Below are 16,762 nucleotides of genomic sequence, written 5' to 3'. Positions count from 1 at the left end.
TTATTTCAGCAGCTGCAGGTCTTCCTGCATCTTTTGTAGCCGGCTAAGATAAGTGATGAACATAGGATCTACTCCCCCCATTTCCAGACTTAACTCATCGTTATCAATCTGGTATTGTGTGATCATCTTTTGCCTTTCCAGGGCAATTTGTGCCAGTTCCCGTAAAGAAGCATCCAGTCTTCCTTCAATTTTATACTGGCCGAAAGTAGTAGCAATGATCACATTATCAATAGTATTGAAGAGGAACACTTCATTGCCGTGTATCTTAATGATCTGGTTCTTATCTGTGAGCCGCAGGTGTTGTGTATCCATTCCCAATGCTCCTTCTATCACGTCTTTCAGGAAATTTTCGGGGTCCTTCAGATGGCCATACTCCTCGTACCAGTCCTGCAGCCTGAATAAAGTATCTGCCCCGTCATCATTTCCGAAGGGAGAAAATTCATCCATACAATCATAATAGAAATCCTCCTGTAGAATTTTAACGAAAGCAGGATGGGAGGTTTCCCTGGCAGGCCCTGCTCCTTCGGGATCATCAAAATAAAATTCAGGCATGGGTGGTTATTTAGTTGAACAGTTAAAGGTAAATATTGCGGCCTGTTCAACAAAATAAAACAGGCATCAACGTTTGCATTGCTGCAGTAACCATTTCACAAGGTCTTTTACTGCGGCAGGATTCTCATAGTCCGCTGGGATGCGTTTTCCATCTACATATTCATTATACAACCAGGGATCGCCTACTGCAAACACGGTTCCTTTTCCTACTTTGGAAACTGCCATGATCACATCATCGCTCATTGTTACGGAAGCTTTTGCAGGCGGTTTCACTTCCAGTATGCTTATCTCTTTGAGGTAGGCCTTTTTAATGGAAGGAAAGATGGGATGATTAGCTGGGATCAGCACGGCGCCTGTCGGGAAATCTTTTCCTTTTACCATGTTCCGGCTGCGGTCTGTAAACGTGATCCCGAATTTTTGGGAGAGTTTGCTGAACTGGTGAAGTTCTGCATTGGCGCTATCGTTTCCCATCATTACCAGTACGCCGCCATTTTCTACCCATTTATAAATAGCGTCTATGTGTGTTTGTGTTACCAGGTTAGGGCTGGGATTTTCTTTTGCATTGTCTGCATCCACAATGATATAGATGGCGGCTTTTTTCAGGTTGGCCGCGGTGGGGGCTTCATATAAAGTAGCCGTATCCGCACCATTGTTAAGGAATTCCTGCCCGAACATGGAAAATCCGCTTTGCGGGGTTTCGCTCCATTTGTAGTGCCAGGAATAGGTTTTGCCGGTGGAGTCCTTCTTCTGTTCGTTATTAAAATAGCTGTCCAGCAGCACCGTTTGTGCGGAAACGTGAAATGTGGCCATCACGAGGATGGCGGAGAGCAGTGTTTTCATCTTGTAGCTAATTTACTATGCTTTGACGTCATTTGCAACCGTTTGCATACGGCGTGGTGAACAATACTGTTAATTAAATTGTAGATTGAAGAACTAAAACAAACCCTTTTATGGAAATAAAATCATCCACAAAGTATTTTGCAGAATTGGTAGGTACGTTCTCCCTTGTATTATTTGGCTGCGGCGCTGCCGTGGTATCAGGTATTTCCACTACCGGCCCGGCAGGGATTGGTTTACTGGGTATTGCGATCGCCTTTGGTGTATCCGTTGTGGTGATGGCTTATGCCATAGGCGGCATCTCCGGCTGCCACATTAACCCTGCTATTACCATTGCCATGCTTACGGCGGGTAAGATCAAAGCGGGAGAGGCTTTGGGTTACATCATCTCACAATTCATCGGTGCTACCATTGCTGCAGGCGTGCTGTATTGCATCCAGAAAGGATTGCCCGGATGGACACCGGGAGAATGGGCTTTAGGTTCCAATGGCTGGGGACCCGGTTACCTGGCAGAATATAATATTGCTTCTGCCTTCCTGGCTGAGGCGGTGCTCACTTTCCTGTTCCTCTTTGTGATCTTTGGCACTACCTCTAAATGGGGGAATGGTACCATGGCCGGGCTGGCTATTGGGTTTACCCTTGTGCTGATCCACCTGGTGGCTATTCCTATCACGGGAACTTCTGTAAACCCTGCCCGGAGCTTCGGGCCGGCTATTTTTGCTGGCGGAAAAGCCCTGGAACAACTCTGGTTATTTATCGTTGCCCCGGTTGTTGGGGGAATTGCAGCTGCGATTGTATGGCGGGTGTTGGAGAAGAAGTAAGCCTCCGGTGCTGGGAAAAATCATTCTCTGTTAAAAAAAAGTCTCCCATGCCGGAAAACAAATGCCTTCCCACGCTGAAAAAGAAATAAACAAAAAGCCTCCCTGCACCGGGAGGCTTTTTTAGTTTTTATAAGGATGGTTGTTTTTCCTGTAAAAGGCTCCTCGCCTCTTTCGCCGCAGCCACCATATTCTCCAGTGCGGCTTTGGTTTCCGGCCATTTGCGTGTTTTCAGTCCGCAATCCGGGTTCACCCAAAGGTTCCGCACAGGCAGTAACACGGCCGCTTTTTGCAGGAGGCTCACCATTTCTTCTGTAGCCGGTACCCTTGGTGAGTGAATATCATACACACCCGGCCCTATCTCATTTGGATAATGGAATCCTGCAAAGGCTTCCAGCAGCTCCATTTGTGAACGGGAGGTTTCTATAGTGATCACATCTGCATCCATCGCTGCAATATGTTCAATGATATCATTGAACTCACTGTAACACATATGCGTGTGGATCTGTGTATCGTCCTTCACTCCGCAGGATGCTACCCTGAAGGCTTTCACCGCCCAGTGCAGGTATTGCCCGCGGTCATCTTTCCTTAAAGGCAATCCTTCCCGGATAGCCGGTTCATCAATCTGTATAACACCAATTCCGGCTTTCTCCAATGCCTGTACTTCTTCCCGGATGGCTAATGCAATCTGGTTGGTAGTGACAGAACGGGGTTGATCGTCCCGTACAAAAGACCATTGCAGGATGGTAACCGGCCCTGTGAGCATCGCTTTCATGGGAAGATGTGTTTGCGCCTGTGCGTATTTCGTCCATCTAACGGTCATGTCTTTTGGCCGGCTTACATCGCCATAGATCACCGGAGGTTTTACACAACGGCTACCATAACTCTGCACCCATCCATTACGGGTGAAAGTGAAACCATCCAGCATTTCGCCAAAATATTCCACCATGTCGTTCCGCTCGAACTCTCCATGCACCAGTACATCCAGTCCTATCTCTTCCTGCCAGCGTATAGCCGTAAGGGTGGCAGCTTCAATAGCTGTATCATATTGCTGCTGCGTGATGTCTCCTTTGCGCAGTTGTGCACGCAACTGGCGGATATCGTCTGTTTGCGGGAAAGAACCAATGGTAGTGGTAGGGAATAAAGGAAGATGGAATCTTTCCTCCTGCACCTTCTGCCTTTGCGGGAAAGGGCTTTGCCTGCTCGCATCTGCATTGGTGATAGCAGCCGTGCGTTGTTTCACTTCCTGTTTATGGATACGCGGAGACGCACTGCGCGATCGGATGGCTGCCTGGTTAGCTTTTAACAAAACATCATTACCTTTTAAGATAGCATGCAGTTCAAACACCTCCTGTAACTTCTGGCGTGCAAATGCCATCCATGACTTCATCTCCGGATCAAGGTCTGTTTCAAAGTCCAGGTCTGCCGGGGTATGCAGTAAAGAACAACCCGGTGCTATCATCACCCGTTCTTCTCCTAAAGCTGCTACTGCTTTTTTCAGGAAGTCCAATGATGTGGCATAATCATTCTTCCAGATGTTCCGGCCATCTACCACGCCCAATGATAAAGAGGTTTTAGGCGGCAGGGCAGCGAGTACTGCATCCAACTGATGTGGTGCACGGGTAAGGTCTATATGCAAACAACAAACCGGCAGATTAGCGGCCAGGACTGTGTTTTCTCTCAGGCCTTCAAAGTAAGTTGCTACCATGATCTTGAGCCCTTTGCATTGTTTGGCGATCTCCTGGTAAGCCTGTTTGAATGCATTGGTTTCTGCTTCCGTAAGGTCCATGGCCAGGAAAGGTTCATCCAGCTGCACCCATTCAGCGCCCTGTGCCTGTAACTTTTGCAGCACGCTGATGTATACAGGCAGCAACCTGTTCAGCAGGCTGATCCTGTGAAAACCGCTGCCCTTTTCCTTGCCAAGCAGGAGATAAGAAACGGGGCCGATCAATACGGGTTTAGGTGTATTGCCTGTATAATGGCGGGCACCATCAAATGCGCTGAACACTTTGCCGGAGAAAAGGCGGAACTCCTGCTTTGCGGTGAACTCGGGAACAATGTAATGGTAATTGGTATCGAACCACTTGGTCATTTCCATGGCTGTGATGTCCAGCCCATCCTTCTGGTAACCGCGGGCCATGGCAAAATAGAGGTCTATCTCCGTATTCTCTGCCACATCTGTTACCACAGGTGCGTAGCGGTCTGGTATGGCCCCCAGGAGCAGGGTCATATCCAATACCTGGTCATAAAAACTGAAATCATTACAGGGGATCAGGTCCATCCCTGCCTGCTGCTGGATAGCCCAGTGTTCTTCCTGCAGGCGTTTGGCGGTTGAAAATAGCTCGGGGCGACTGATGCGGCCCTGCCAGTACTGTTCGTTGGCTTTTTTGAGCTGACGTTGTGCTCCCATACGAGGGTAGCCAAGATTGTGTTTGAGCATACGCATAAACTTTTAAAACATTAATGTGAATTAATGTCCCTTACGGTTTCTGGTATGCTTTCAGGACTTGTGAGAGGTAAGAAATGAAAAGACACGTCAGGGCATGCCCTTCCGTTCCCGACTACTGCTTCAATTCGCGAAAGCATTTGTCTTACACAGCACGGCAAGTATCCTGGCTTGTAACATTACTGCCGTTCTTCTCACTCGTCTATTCAGGTTAGAGCAATGAACATGATTGGCAGTAACAGGTAGCGTTACTTACAGTTGCGCGACAGCCCGTGATTTGCACACGGTTCCAAATTAAAAGCGACTTTCATCGCCTACCGCACTGTGGAAAGAAAGAATAAGTAAAGAACTCAGGAGCAAATATAGGAAGGTGCAGAATATTTTCCTATACTTTGTTAAGCGGCAGTTAAATGACTTGTTTTTAAATTGATTCCGGTTAATGAGCGTTAACATACTGGAATGCAATAATTTTTGGCACAGTATTCGCAAATATGATTGCAGCTAAATGCATTTTGCTAAGTAGTTTTAACCATAACTAACCGGAAACCGAAGGCCCTCGCCACCATAGAGTAACTGTATACCTATATTGCCCGTTGAACCGCGAGCAAAAAACAACGGAACCGTATACACGCTACATCAGAGAAAAAAACAAAAACTTTCATTGGAAGCAGCATGGATTGCGCCGCTGGCTACACAGCAGCAGGGCATCGTACGTCCTATGCAGCCTCGTTAACTTATGTGTATCGTATATGAAAAAGATACTGGTTATTGAAGATGACCTGCTGATGATCCGTGTACTGGAGCTAATACTGAAGAGAGAAGGATTCGACACAGAGCTGGCATTAAATGGCAAAGAAGCTATTCTTAATCTTGTTTTGAATGATTATGATCTTGTATTGATCGATCTCAAACTACCATTTGAAGACCTGAGGGAAATGGCCGACCAGATCCGCAGGAGCCAGGAAGCAAGGCCCTTTCCTATTATGGTGATCATTCTCGGTGCCTTCATGCAGAGCGCTATTTCAGACTGGTTTGGCCTGGAAGCAGCTGAATTCATCACCAAACCTTTTTCACCACAAGATCTGGCAAAAAAAGTGAACCGCCTCCTGAATGTGAGGCGCCTGCAAGACTAGCCGGCCTTTTAATCTAACGTTTGTAACTCATTGGTCCGTTCCCCGGGTAATGACCCCGGTTATTTCCCGGGATAAATGGACAATCTGTTTATCAGCTCCTCCGTATCTTTATGCTTAAACCGCTACCGCATGGAGCCATTCTCCGTTACCATCAAAGAACAGTCTTATCTTGTAACACCTTATGCCAAAGGGTATTCCATTTCTTTTCACGTGACTGCGGAAAACAGTCATATTATTTTTGAACTGGATGAAGAAGATAACCTGCGGGCCCTTACCAGCGGGGATCCTGTGGATGCCGGCATTATTTCCGCACTGGCGGAAGCTATCACAAAACATTTTGCATAGTCCCAAAAATATTCGGTAGTTTTGCTAAAGAACTTAGCAAAAGACAAAATGATCGCCATTGTAGATTGTAACAATTTCTATGCGAGCTGTGAGCGGCTCTTCAACCCCAAGATCAAAACGAGGCCGGTGGTTGTATTGAGTAATAATGATGGATGCGTAGTAGCCCGGTCAGAGGAAGCCAAAGCCCTGGGCATCAAAATGGGAGAAGCCGCTTTTGCTATTGAAGACATGCTGGTGAAAAACAACGTAGCTGTTTATTCTTCCAATTATACCTTGTACGGCAGTGTTTCCAATCGTGTAATGAGCACGCTTGCCCGCTATTCCCCCAACATGGAAATATACAGTATAGATGAGGCCTTCCTGGATTTCTCCGGTATGAAAGATTTGTTTGCGCTTGCAGCAGATATCAAAAAAACCGTTGTACAGGAAGTGGGCATCCCTGTTTCTGTTGGGGTAGCTCCCAGCAAAACACTGGCAAAACTGGCCAACCGTTTCACCAAAAAACATTCCCGCGATATTGGTGTGCACGTACTGGATTCTCCCGAAAAAACAATCGCTGCACTGGCAGCCACACCGGTAGAAGATATCTGGGGTGTTGGTGCACAATATGCTGCCTTACTGCATAAACATAACATGCATACGGCATTGGATTTTTCCCGCGCGGCTGATGATTGGGTACGTAAAGAAATGTCTGTTACGGGCTTGCGGATGTTACGTGAATTACGGGGTATCCCTTCTATTGAATTGCAGGAAGAACCGCCGCCGAAGAAAGGCATGGGCGTATCCCGCTCTTTTGGAAAATTATTAACGGAGAAGAATGATATCAGGGAAGCACTGGCCAGTTACATGGCTATCTGCGGAGAAAGATTACGCCGCCAGAAAAGCTGTGCAAAACTGATCACCATATTCCTGCACACCAATAATTTCCGCACGCAGGATAAACAATATTACCGCTCCATCAATGTACAATTGCCCACTGCCACCAATAGCACAAAAGAACTGATCCATTACGCCATGCTGGGGCTGGACAGGATCTTCAAACCCGATTTCAATTTCAAAAAAGTAGGCGTGCTGGCGCAGGACCTTGTGCCGGAAGACCAGGTGCAGCAGAACCTTTTTTCTGAAGCTGATCTTGAAAGAGATGCCCGTTTAATGAAAGCACTGGATAACATCAACCAGCACTTTTCCAATAAACAATTGGTGCGGTTTGCCATCCAGGGAAATGGCATGAAGTGGAAACTGCGGCAGGAGAAATTATCTGCCTGTTTCACCACCCGCGTTCCTGAAATATTAAAAGCTAAAGCGTAGCACATGCATAATCCGCTCGCACTATTAGATAAGGTTGTACTCGATGGGCTCATCTCCGCGGGGCATGCTTATTTTGTGCGGCAGACCTATGCACGCGGAAATGATCCCCGCATGAAAGAAGTGCTGCTGCTTTCTCCCTACCTATCCAAAACAGCAGCACTGGCGCATTATGAAGCAATAGCCGAAGACCCGCGCAGGTACATTTACATTTTAGAAGAGCAGGAAAGGCTTTACCGTGCAGCAGCACAGCCACCCGGTTACCTGGTATATATAGCACTGCTGAACGAAAGAACATGGCAACCCTCTTATCAACTCGCTGCAAAGATCAGACGATATATCTCTTCAGAGACCGGCTGGAAACCGGAACGGAAGGATGAAGTGCAGGCCTCCCTCTTCATGCAGTTTGGAGAATTTTTTATTACATTGAAACTGAACCAGGAAGAAATTAAAGTACCCTTATCTGATATCGAAAAATTATAGCCCAATGTGTTACGATCTCTCTTTTTCTACCAGTATTGAATCAGTATATGATTATCTCCCGGAGCTGAAAGACCTTGGACAGCTGGATATGTATTTTGAGCCTACTTTTCACAAAGTGGCACAGGCTTATCCCAAGTGGCCTGTGGTGATCGCTGACAAAGGGCAGTTGAAACTCCTGAAATTTGAATGGGGTGTTATTCCCGGTTATATGAAAACACCGGAAGAAATAAAGAAAGGGCGTAAATGGATGGTGAATGCACGTTCTGAAAAAGTGCTGGATACAAAAGCTTACTGGAGCCGTATCCGTAAGAACCGTTGTCTTATTCCCGCCACCGGTTTCTTTGAACACCGGGAAATACCCGGTTGGAAAAATAAAGTGCCTTATTACATCAAGGTAAAAGATCGCAGCATGTTCTTCATTGCCGGGCTGTATGCTTACTCACATATTCCCCATCCTGAAACAGGAGAACTGCCGGGTACCTTTACCGTACTTACCCGCGATGCAAATGATATCATGAAGCGTATCCACAATGGAGGAGATAATGCAGGACGGATGCCGCTCATTCTTCCCATAGAACTGGAAAAGGAATGGCTGAATCCCAATCTAACGGATACGGATCTACAGAACATCCTGCAATACACGTTGCCTTCAGATAACCTTGAATACTGGCCGGTGAATTCTGTGAGAAAAGCAAAACCGGATGATGAAGGGGTTATTGAAAGGGCAGAGTATGAGGGCTTGCCTGCGTTATAAGAACAATAAAGCTGTGAATGGCAAGAGCATCAGGCTAGCTTGCACTGTAAAAATAAATATGCCTGGCTGCATTGCGATAACAACTTGCCTGCTGCTTAAAGCTGCAATCTGCTTATTAACTCACCTTCGCTACCATCCTTTCCTCTGTTACAAAACAGGGGGCATCTAAATATTTATCTACTACTTCATATAAGCGGTCGAACTCAACAGGTTTGATCAGGTATTCATTCACCCCTGCTTCCAACGCAGCTTCCTGTTGTTCGCGGAAAGCATCTGCAGAAATAGCAATCACCGGAATATGGCGCAGCGTGGGGTCTTCGCGGATCAGTTTCAATGCTTCACGTCCGGTCATTTTAGGCATATGCATATCCATAATGATCAGGTCCGGCATATGCGCACGGGTCATCGCTACGCCATCCAGCCCGTTATCTGCGATCATGATCTGAATGCCGATGTTAGAGAAGAACCGTTCCATGATCATCTGATTGGTCTGGTTATCCTCCATCAGTAAGATCCGTTTGCTGGAAGACAGTACGGAGAATTGCTTCTTGCCGGGAACAATCTCCTGCAGCTGCTGATTCTTTTCAATCTTCAATGGCAGCGTTACTGTAAAGGCAGTGCCTTCGCCCGGTTGACTCCAAACTTCTATTTCTCCACCCATCAGTTCTGCAATACGTTTGGAAATAGCCAGGCCGAGACCGGTTCCACCAAACTTGTGATAAATAGTTTTATCTGCCTGCTCAAATGGCTGGAAGATCAAAGCTTGTTTTTCTTTGGCAATACCTACTCCTTCATCCGCTACCCGGATGCACCATTGCAATGCATTCTTCTTAAAACAATAGAGTGTTACTTTTTTATTTGCAGGGGTGAACTTGATGGCATTTGCCAGCAGGTTATTCAGGATCTGCGAAAGATGTACACGGTCTCCCAGGATATGGGAAGGCAAGCCGTTATCGATCTGTAACTGCAGTCCCACATCCTTCAGCCTTGCGGCATTCTGGTAAATGGTCACCACGCTGCGCAGCCAATCCCGCAGGGCAAATGATTCCTGGCGGATATCATCTGTTTTGCCCGCTTCTATCTTAGCCAATTCCAGTACATTATTGATGATCTCCAGCAGGCTGTGGCTGCTGGTATAGATATTCTCAATGTAGCTTACAATATCACGTGGTACCTTATTCTTATTGCTCTTGTCGTTCAGCAAAAGATAACTGATACCAATAATGGCATTCAGCGGATTGCGGATCTCATGGCTGATCTCCCGCAGGAAAGCAGATTTGGCGGCATTGGCATTTTCCGCTTCATCCCTGGCAGCGGTAAGGTTAGCCCTGAGAGATTCCAGTTCGGCCACATATTCTTCCAGCTGCAGATCTTTCTTCTTCATCTGCGCCAGGGTATTCTGCAGATCTTTCAGGATCTCTCCCTGTACTTTATAATTCGCGTTCAGTTGTGCGGTACGGTTCTCTACTTCTCTTTCCAGTTTCTCATTATAACTTTCCAGTTCTTTATAAGCCAGTTTCAGTTCTGCTTCTTTACCGGCTATCTCTTCATGCCTTTTTCTCAATGATTTATTCCGGATGCCCAGGGTTTTAACAAGACTGGCAATATTCACCTGGTAGAAACTGATCACCATACCATTCAATACCACCACTACCGTCATGATCAGCCAGCGGAAAGCAAAGGTCATACTGCGGGTGAGTTCCATGGGTTGAACTACCTCGTAATAATAATTAGCTTCCAGTAATATAAGGCCGGTAACGGGCATGGCCATACAGGCACATTTGAGCCCCTTTTCCTTTGGAGAGCAGATCAATAATGGAACACCAATGAGAAAAAGCCCCAGGAAATGTACCTGTGTGCTTTCGCCGAAAGTTGTGCCATAATACAGCATTACGCAGCAATACACGAACAACAGTCCGAACTTGGCCTTGGCGTAATGATGTTTACGATTGAGCAGGAGGATGCTGAGGAAGCCGGCAACAAATGCCATGGCGGTATAAAAAATGATCCACTGACCTGAGATAAGTGAGAGCGATACACCGCAGAAAGTGCATAACAGGGCGGTAAGGAAGCTGAATGAATTCACGATCATAACCTTGCGGGCATCATCGTCTTTCACGGCAGAGGTAAGGCCTGTTTTCTTAATGATATTGAACTGGTGGTAGATCATTTTTCAAACAAATACCTGTATCAAATGTAAGGCATTTTCACATGCCATCAACAAAACAAATGAGACCGGCAACTTTAGTAATATTATGGTTATCAATAAATTAGTATAACTTCTCCTGCACAATATAACTGGCGGGGCAACGATTGATTAACAAAATCCGCGCTTAAAAAATTTTGGCCCGATAAAGATCGGGCCAGGGTAAAGTTTACTCTCCAATTTAACTTATTAAACTATCTGGTAATAAATATTTTTCGATCTTGGTTATGCTGTGTTCTAACCCTAATTTAATAACACAAAATGGTAAGAATTGTTAACCATTGGTTAATAATAAATCTTGGCCTGTTCAAAAAATGAACAGGCCCGGGGAGAACCCCAGACCTGTTAAATACGCTCCAATTTAACTCACGGCAGCCAGTTCTGCTATTGGTACTGCTGCTATGACGGCCCAAATATAAAAATCAGCCCAGCCGGGGAGTGTTAAAAGCTTGTTATTACACGAAGGTGCTATATGGAAACAACCATGATGGGTTAAAACCCATCTATTTATATATAAATAACCTTTCTTTCCTCCGGTTGTTTTATTAACTTGACTAAGGTCAGGCGGGATGCCTGATGTTAGTCACCATCCGCTCATTGTTACCATATTACTTTTGCAGGACCAACATCAAAAACCGGATTATGCCCTCAGTTGAAATCCTTTCCCGCATCCAATTTGCTTTCACCATTGCCTTTCATTATATATATCCCCCGCTCAGCATAGGTCTAGGTCTTTGCCTGGTGATCATGGAAGGCATGTATCTCCGCACGGGGATTAAAATGTATGAGGATATCACCCGCTTCTGGATCAAAATATTCGCCCTCATCTTTGGTATTGGCGTGGCCACGGGTATTGTGATGGAATTTGAATTTGGCACCAACTGGGCTGTTTATTCCCGCTATGTGGGAGATATATTCGGCAGCGCCCTCGCAGCAGAAGGCATTTTTGCTTTTGCCCTGGAATCCGGTTTCCTGGGTATTCTGTTATTTGGATGGAACAGGGTGAGCAAAGGCGTTCACTTTTTCTCCACGATCATGGTAGCCCTGGGTTCTATCTTTTCTGCCCTCTGGATTGTGATCGCCAACTCCTGGCAGCAAACACCAACAGGTTATATCATTGAAGGGGAAGGGCTGGAAGCCCGCGCCATCATTACGGATTTCTGGGAAATGGTGTTCAACCCTTCTTCTGTAGACCGTTTCTCTCATGTGATCATTGGTTCTTTCCTGGCCGGTTCTTTTTTAGTGATGAGTGTGGCCGCCTGGTATATTGTGAAAAACCGTTTTGTGGAACCTGCAAAAGCCATGTTCAAAGTGGGCCTTTGTGTAGCTACAATTGCTGCACTGGCACAGCTTTTCACCGGTCACCGTTCTGCCCATTATGTAAGTGAATACCAGCCCGCGAAACTGGCTGCCATGGAGGGACATTACGATAGTTCCGCCGTGGCTGATATGTACATTGTTGGCTGGGTGGATGCCAAGTCTGGCAAAACAACGGGCATTAAAATTCCCGGCGGACTTTCCTTCCTCACCCATGGCAGTTTTAATGCCCCCGTTACAGGATTGAATGCTTTCCCTAAAACAGAACGCCCTTCTGCTGTGAACTTCGTTTTCCAGACCTATCATATCATGATCAGTATTGGCATGTTCCTGATAGCGCTTACACTCACGGCCTGTTTCCTGCTCTGGAAAAAGAAACTGTTCTCCCAGAAATGGCTCATGACCATTTTTATATGGGCTGTGTTGTTGCCCCAGATTGCCAACCAGGCCGGATGGTATGCTGCAGAAGTTGGCAGGCAGCCCTGGGTAGTGTATGGCCTGCTGCGTACTTCGGATGCTTTATCCAAAGAAGTGAAAGCAGAACAGGTGGTTTTCTCCCTGGTATTATTCAGTCTCGTATACACTTTACTGTTAGTGCTTTTCCTCTACCTCCTGAATAAGAAGATTGTACATGGCCCGGAAATGACGCCGAATGAAGAAGATGGCAGCGATGAATTCTCTAAACGTAACATTAAACAACTGCAGGCATAATGGAAACAATTTTCGGCATAGACTTACCAACACTCTGGTTCCTGGTGATCGGAGGGCTCATTACGGGTTATGGCGTACTGGATGGATTTGATCTCGGCGCAGGGAGCCTGCACCTGTTCTTTAATAAAGAGGAAAGCAGGCGTATTGCACTCAATGCCATTGGGCCGGTATGGGATGGAAATGAAGTGTGGCTGGTAATTTCAGGCGGCGCCCTCTTTGCAGGCTTCCCATTGGTGTACGGCACTATCCTTTCCACCTTTTATGTTCCTTTCATGCTGTTCCTGGTAGCGCTCATTTTCAGGGCTATCTCCATTGAATTTCGCAGTAAGGAAACCATGGCCTGGTGGCGGAAAATGTGGGATATCAGTTATATGGTTTCCAGCACACTGATCACTTTATTACTTGGATTGATCCTCGGCAACCTGATCCATGGCCTGCCGTTCAATGAAAAACATCAGTTCACGGGTAACCTGCTCTCTTTCTTTAATCCCTATTCCATCCTCATCGCTTTTACCACCCTCTCCCTTTTTATGCTCCATGGTGCTATTTACCTGGTGATGAAAACGGAAAACCGGCTGTACGCCAAACTCACGATCATGGTGAACAACTGCAGCAAGTTCTTCATCCTCTGTTTTATCCTGGCTTCCATGTCTACCCTCATCTATATCCCCCATATGACGGACCAGTTCAAGGAATATCCATGGTTGTTTGCTCTTCCCCTGCTGGCAGTGCTGACCGTGCTGAACATCAAACGTAACATTGACAATCGTAAATATTTTACCGCTTTTGTGTTCTCGAGCTGCATTACGGCTATGCTCCTGATCCTTTTTGCCATTGGTTTATACCCTAATATCATTATTTCTACCACAGATCCTGCCAACAGTATCAGTATTTATCATGCCGCCTCATCGCCTAAAGCACTGAGGATCATGTTATTGATAGCAGCAATTGGTACGCCGCTGGTGCTGGGTTACACTATATTTGTCTTCTGGACCTTCAGGGGAAAAGTGAAGTTAAATGAGATGAGCTACTAAAAAAGAAACCCCGGCAAGGAATTGCCAGGGCTTTACCATTTAACCTAACTATATGCTGTAACAGCAACTAGTACTTTACAAACCGCCCTTTCAGGGGAGGTTGAATATCCTAAGGGGTTATGCTTTAATAGTTAGACGATGTTATTTTAAAAAACATGTGCGTTGAAACACCCTTTTCTACATCGTCATATTATTTGACCAATAAAGAAACGCAAAGTTTAAATACGTCAAAAGTTTTCCAGAGGTTTCCTCACGGCTACAGGAAAATGTAAATTTGGTGTATGAATCGTATCGACCGGCTAACTGCCATTCTTATTCAGCTCCAGGGCAAAAAAGTGGTGAAAGCCCAGGAAATTGCAGACCGCTTTGAAATAAGCCTCCGCACGGTATACCGGGATGTGAAAGCTTTGATGGAAGCCGGGGTGCCTGTTGGTGCCGAGGCCGGTACGGGCTATTATATTGTGGAAGGTTACCACCTGCCGCCGGTGATGTTCAACCGTACAGAAGCTGCCGCCCTCCTCACAGGCGAAAAACTGATGGAAAAACACAGCGACCACTCCAATCAACAACAGTTCAGCAATGCCATGCAAAAGATCAGGGCGGTGCTGCGGGGAACGGATAAAGACTTCCTGGAATCCCTGGATGATAATATTGCAGTACTCAAAACCCGCCCTTCCAATGTGGGCGAAGAATTTCCCAACCGCTTCCTGAGTGAGATCCAGGACGCACTGGCCCGGCAGAAGGTACTTTCTCTCGATTATTACTCTTATTATAGTGATACCTCCTCCCGCCGGGATATTGAACCCATCGGGATCTTTCATATGAACAGCAGCTGGCACCTTATTGGCTACTGCCGCTTGCGGCAGGATTACCGGGATTTCAGGGCAGACCGGATTAAAAGTCTTTCTACCACAGAACAGACCTTTAACAAGAGCAGCCGGATGAGCCTCCAGGAATTCATCGCCAAGGGACACAAACAAAATGAAGAACGGCTCACTGAAGTGAAAGTGCGTTTCACCAATGAAGTGGTACGCTACCTGGGTGAACAGAAATACTATTACGGTTTTGTGGAAGAAAGCGCCGGAAAAGATCATACGGAAATGACCTTCCTCTATGGCAGCCTCCCCTGTTTTGCCCGCTGGCTGCTGGCAATGGGCAACAACGCTACCATTATTTCACCGCTCAACATGAAAGATATCCTGCAGGTGAAGATTAAAGAATTACTGGCGCATCACTGCTGACATAATGTTGTCACTACCCCTGCTTTCCTTTGCATAAACTAACATCATATGCAAAAGACAGACCTCGCCAAAGAACACAAGCAATACTACAGTGCAAAAGCCACACCGGAGATCGTTACGATCACTGCGGCTGACTTCATTACCATTGAAGGTAGTGGCGATCCCAACTCCGCGCTGTTCAATGCAAAAGTAAAAGCGCTGTACACAACGGCTTACACGATCAAAAAGATCTTCAAACTGCAGGACAAAGATTTTAAAGTAGCCAAACTGGAAGGTTTCTGGTGGACGGAAAGTGGTGCTGAAGTAAATGCAGTACCTGTTAGCGAATGGGAGTGGAAATTACGGATACAGCTTCCTTCCTTTGTTAAAAAAAGTGATTTTACACAGGCAGTGGCACTGGCCGGCAATAAGCAGATACCTCACCTGGATGAATTGCGCTTTGAACATTACCCTGGAACACTGGCGGTACAGATCCTGCATACCGGTTCTTATCATGAGGAAACGCCTACGATCCACAAGATGCTGGCCTACATCAAACTGCATAACCTGGAAGTCAGCGGCACGCATCATGAGCTGTATATTACAGATCCTTCCAAAACGCCGAAAGAAAAGTTGAGGACTATTTTAAGGTTGGATGTGAAGTCGAAATAGCAGAGAAGTTGAAAGCTCCACTCAACCGGCTGTGAAATCGAAATAGCTATGTTAAAAAATAAAACCCTCGCCTCAACCGGCTGTGGAATCAAAGCAGGAGTGGGAAAATGGAGGATCATTCTTAATTCCGGCTGAGATCAAATCGCAGTGCTTTTAGATATTTGCACAAAGGTGAATGGGCAACTGTTCACCTTTTTTATTTATCGTCTGCCCCAATACCCAGCAGTTCTATAGCCTGGGAAGCTGCGATCTGGCTGGCATCTTTTTTATTAAAGGCTTTACCGGTGCAAATGAGTTCACCGTTGAGCATGGCGCCCACTGTGAAAATACGGCGGCCATTATCCATTTGTTCTTCTATCAGTTCAAACTCCAGCGTTTTGCCATTTTTGTTAGCCCAGCCATAGAGTTTGTTCTTGTGGTTCATTTCTACAGACTCCAGTGTTTCCAGATCAATGTAGGGAACAAGGAGGCGTTTGTGCACAAACTGTTTCGTTTGATTATATCCCTTATCCAGGTAAACTGCACCTACCAATGCTTCCAGTGTATTGCCAAAGATCTGGCTGATCTTCAGGAAGCTGTTATACTTATCATAGATGGTGAGTTTGCGCAGGCCCATTTTGATAGCGATATCATTGAGCTGTTGGCGGTTCACGATCTTTGAACGCATTTCTGTGAGGTAACCTTCTGTTTTGTAGGGGTATTTTTTGAAGAGGTAGTCTCCGATGATTGCTCCCAATATGGCATCACCGAGGTACTCCAGTCGCTCGTTGCTTTCGAGAAATTTCTCTTTGCTGGAACGATGGCTCAAAGCCACTTCATATAAAGCCAGGTTACCAGGGTGGAACCCGAGTAAATTATACAGGTCTTTATACAGTTGCTTTTTCCCGTAGATGAGCTTATATAGAAATCCTGGAAGTATTTTCACACAA

The 16,762-nt window shown here is 46.1% G+C and carries 15 protein-coding genes and 1 riboswitch; of the genes, 10 read left to right on the top strand and 5 right to left on the bottom strand.

Features of this window, described 5'->3' with window-relative positions; all coding sequences use genetic code 11:
- A complete protein-coding gene (locus tag AAHN97_RS26685) occupies nucleotides 1-552 on the bottom strand; it encodes a hypothetical protein (RefSeq protein ID WP_343305124.1) in 552 nt (183 codons plus the stop codon).
- Between the two features lie 66 nt (nucleotides 553-618).
- Complete coding sequence (locus tag AAHN97_RS26680) at nucleotides 619-1,392, bottom strand: DUF4350 domain-containing protein (protein ID WP_343305123.1); 774 nt, start codon at nucleotides 1,390-1,392, stop codon at nucleotides 619-621.
- A 110-nt stretch (nucleotides 1,393-1,502) separates the two neighbouring features.
- On the opposite strand from AAHN97_RS26680, the gene AAHN97_RS26675 reads away from it, so the two are divergent.
- A complete protein-coding gene (locus tag AAHN97_RS26675) occupies nucleotides 1,503-2,210 on the top strand; it encodes an MIP family channel protein (protein WP_343305122.1) in 708 nt (235 codons plus the stop codon).
- 127 nt (nucleotides 2,211-2,337) lie between these two features.
- Here AAHN97_RS26675 and metE read toward each other — a convergent pair whose 3' ends face one another.
- Nucleotides 2,338-4,647, bottom strand: a complete 2,310-nt coding sequence (metE, locus tag AAHN97_RS26670; RefSeq protein ID WP_343305121.1) for a 5-methyltetrahydropteroyltriglutamate--homocysteine S-methyltransferase — start codon at nucleotides 4,645-4,647, stop codon at nucleotides 2,338-2,340.
- Nucleotides 4,648-4,792: 145 nt separating this feature from the next.
- Nucleotides 4,793-4,990: riboswitch (cobalamin riboswitch) on the bottom strand.
- Nucleotides 4,991-5,402: 412 nt separating this feature from the next.
- Here metE and AAHN97_RS26665 point away from each other — a divergent pair.
- From AAHN97_RS26665 to AAHN97_RS26645, 5 genes are all read left to right on the top strand, one after another.
- Nucleotides 5,403-5,786, top strand: a complete 384-nt coding sequence (locus tag AAHN97_RS26665) for a response regulator (RefSeq protein WP_343305120.1) — start codon at nucleotides 5,403-5,405, stop codon at nucleotides 5,784-5,786.
- A gap of 129 nt (nucleotides 5,787-5,915) precedes the next feature.
- Nucleotides 5,916-6,131 (top strand): hypothetical protein, encoded by a 216-nt coding sequence (locus AAHN97_RS26660; RefSeq protein ID WP_343305119.1) that lies wholly within the window; start codon nucleotides 5,916-5,918, stop codon nucleotides 6,129-6,131.
- A 21-nt stretch (nucleotides 6,132-6,152) separates the two neighbouring features.
- Nucleotides 6,153-7,439, top strand: a complete 1,287-nt coding sequence (locus tag AAHN97_RS26655; protein ID WP_343305118.1) for a Y-family DNA polymerase — start codon at nucleotides 6,153-6,155, stop codon at nucleotides 7,437-7,439.
- Nucleotides 7,440-7,442: 3 nt separating this feature from the next.
- Nucleotides 7,443-7,919, top strand: coding sequence for a hypothetical protein (locus AAHN97_RS26650; RefSeq protein WP_343305117.1), 477 nt, complete (start codon nucleotides 7,443-7,445; stop codon nucleotides 7,917-7,919).
- A gap of 4 nt (nucleotides 7,920-7,923) precedes the next feature.
- The gene (locus AAHN97_RS26645) at nucleotides 7,924-8,673 is read left to right on the top strand and encodes an SOS response-associated peptidase (protein WP_343305116.1); all 750 of its coding nucleotides are present in this window, start codon (nucleotides 7,924-7,926) and stop codon (nucleotides 8,671-8,673) included.
- A 115-nt stretch (nucleotides 8,674-8,788) separates the two neighbouring features.
- Here AAHN97_RS26645 and AAHN97_RS26640 read toward each other — a convergent pair whose 3' ends face one another.
- The gene (locus AAHN97_RS26640; RefSeq protein WP_343305115.1) at nucleotides 8,789-10,843 is read right to left on the bottom strand and encodes an ATP-binding protein; all 2,055 of its coding nucleotides are present in this window, start codon (nucleotides 10,841-10,843) and stop codon (nucleotides 8,789-8,791) included.
- 678 nt (nucleotides 10,844-11,521) lie between these two features.
- Between AAHN97_RS26640 and AAHN97_RS26635 the strand changes: the two genes are divergently transcribed.
- The 4 genes from AAHN97_RS26635 (at nucleotide 11,522) to AAHN97_RS26620 (ending at nucleotide 15,833) form a co-directional block, all read left to right on the top strand.
- Nucleotides 11,522-12,907 carry a cytochrome ubiquinol oxidase subunit I gene (locus AAHN97_RS26635; protein ID WP_343305114.1) on the top strand — a complete coding sequence of 462 codons (1,386 nt, stop codon included), beginning with the start codon at nucleotides 11,522-11,524 and terminating at the stop codon, nucleotides 12,905-12,907.
- Nucleotides 12,907-13,941, top strand: coding sequence for a cytochrome d ubiquinol oxidase subunit II (gene cydB, locus AAHN97_RS26630; RefSeq protein WP_343305113.1), 1,035 nt, complete (start codon nucleotides 12,907-12,909; stop codon nucleotides 13,939-13,941). Before AAHN97_RS26635 ends, cydB begins: the two co-directional genes overlap by 1 nt.
- 281 nt (nucleotides 13,942-14,222) lie before the next feature.
- On the top strand, nucleotides 14,223-15,182 hold the full coding sequence (locus AAHN97_RS26625; protein WP_343305112.1) for a helix-turn-helix transcriptional regulator: 960 nt from the start codon (nucleotides 14,223-14,225) through the stop codon (nucleotides 15,180-15,182).
- A gap of 48 nt (nucleotides 15,183-15,230) precedes the next feature.
- Nucleotides 15,231-15,833, top strand: a complete 603-nt coding sequence (locus AAHN97_RS26620; RefSeq protein ID WP_343305111.1) for a GyrI-like domain-containing protein — start codon at nucleotides 15,231-15,233, stop codon at nucleotides 15,831-15,833.
- 196 nt (nucleotides 15,834-16,029) lie between these two features.
- On the opposite strand, the gene rnc is transcribed toward AAHN97_RS26620, so the two are convergent.
- Nucleotides 16,030-16,758, bottom strand: coding sequence for a ribonuclease III (rnc, locus tag AAHN97_RS26615; RefSeq protein ID WP_343305110.1), 729 nt, complete (start codon nucleotides 16,756-16,758; stop codon nucleotides 16,030-16,032).
- Nucleotides 16,759-16,762: the final 4 nt, after the last annotated feature.

The sequence above is a fragment of the Chitinophaga niabensis genome (assembly GCF_039545795.1).
In the GTDB taxonomy this organism is placed as follows: Bacteria; Bacteroidota; Bacteroidia; order Chitinophagales; family Chitinophagaceae; genus Chitinophaga; species Chitinophaga niabensis_B.
The sequence above is the reverse complement of the archived record's forward strand: the minus strand, read 5'-3'. Positions and strand labels throughout refer to the sequence as shown.

Excerpts from the sequence above, each read along its gene's own strand:
- AAHN97_RS26685 (WP_343305124.1), bottom strand. The coding sequence starts at position 552 with ATGCCTGAATTTTATTTTGATGATCCCGAAGGAGCAGGGCCTGCCAGG.
- AAHN97_RS26680 (WP_343305123.1), bottom strand. The coding sequence starts at position 1,392 with ATGAAAACACTGCTCTCCGCCATCCTCGTGATGGCCACATTTCACGTT.
- AAHN97_RS26675 (WP_343305122.1), top strand. The coding sequence starts at position 1,503 with ATGGAAATAAAATCATCCACAAAGTATTTTGCAGAATTGGTAGGTACG.
- metE (WP_343305121.1), bottom strand. The coding sequence starts at position 4,647 with ATGCTCAAACACAATCTTGGCTACCCTCGTATGGGAGCACAACGTCAG.
- AAHN97_RS26665 (WP_343305120.1), top strand. The coding sequence starts at position 5,403 with ATGAAAAAGATACTGGTTATTGAAGATGACCTGCTGATGATCCGTGTA.
- AAHN97_RS26660 (WP_343305119.1), top strand. The coding sequence starts at position 5,916 with ATGGAGCCATTCTCCGTTACCATCAAAGAACAGTCTTATCTTGTAACA.
- AAHN97_RS26650 (WP_343305117.1), top strand. The coding sequence starts at position 7,443 with ATGCATAATCCGCTCGCACTATTAGATAAGGTTGTACTCGATGGGCTC.
- AAHN97_RS26645 (WP_343305116.1), top strand. The coding sequence starts at position 7,924 with ATGTGTTACGATCTCTCTTTTTCTACCAGTATTGAATCAGTATATGAT.
- AAHN97_RS26640 (WP_343305115.1), bottom strand. The coding sequence starts at position 10,843 with ATGATCTACCACCAGTTCAATATCATTAAGAAAACAGGCCTTACCTCT.
- AAHN97_RS26635 (WP_343305114.1), top strand. The coding sequence starts at position 11,522 with ATGCCCTCAGTTGAAATCCTTTCCCGCATCCAATTTGCTTTCACCATT.
- cydB (WP_343305113.1), top strand. The coding sequence starts at position 12,907 with ATGGAAACAATTTTCGGCATAGACTTACCAACACTCTGGTTCCTGGTG.
- AAHN97_RS26625 (WP_343305112.1), top strand. The coding sequence starts at position 14,223 with ATGAATCGTATCGACCGGCTAACTGCCATTCTTATTCAGCTCCAGGGC.
- AAHN97_RS26620 (WP_343305111.1), top strand. The coding sequence starts at position 15,231 with ATGCAAAAGACAGACCTCGCCAAAGAACACAAGCAATACTACAGTGCA.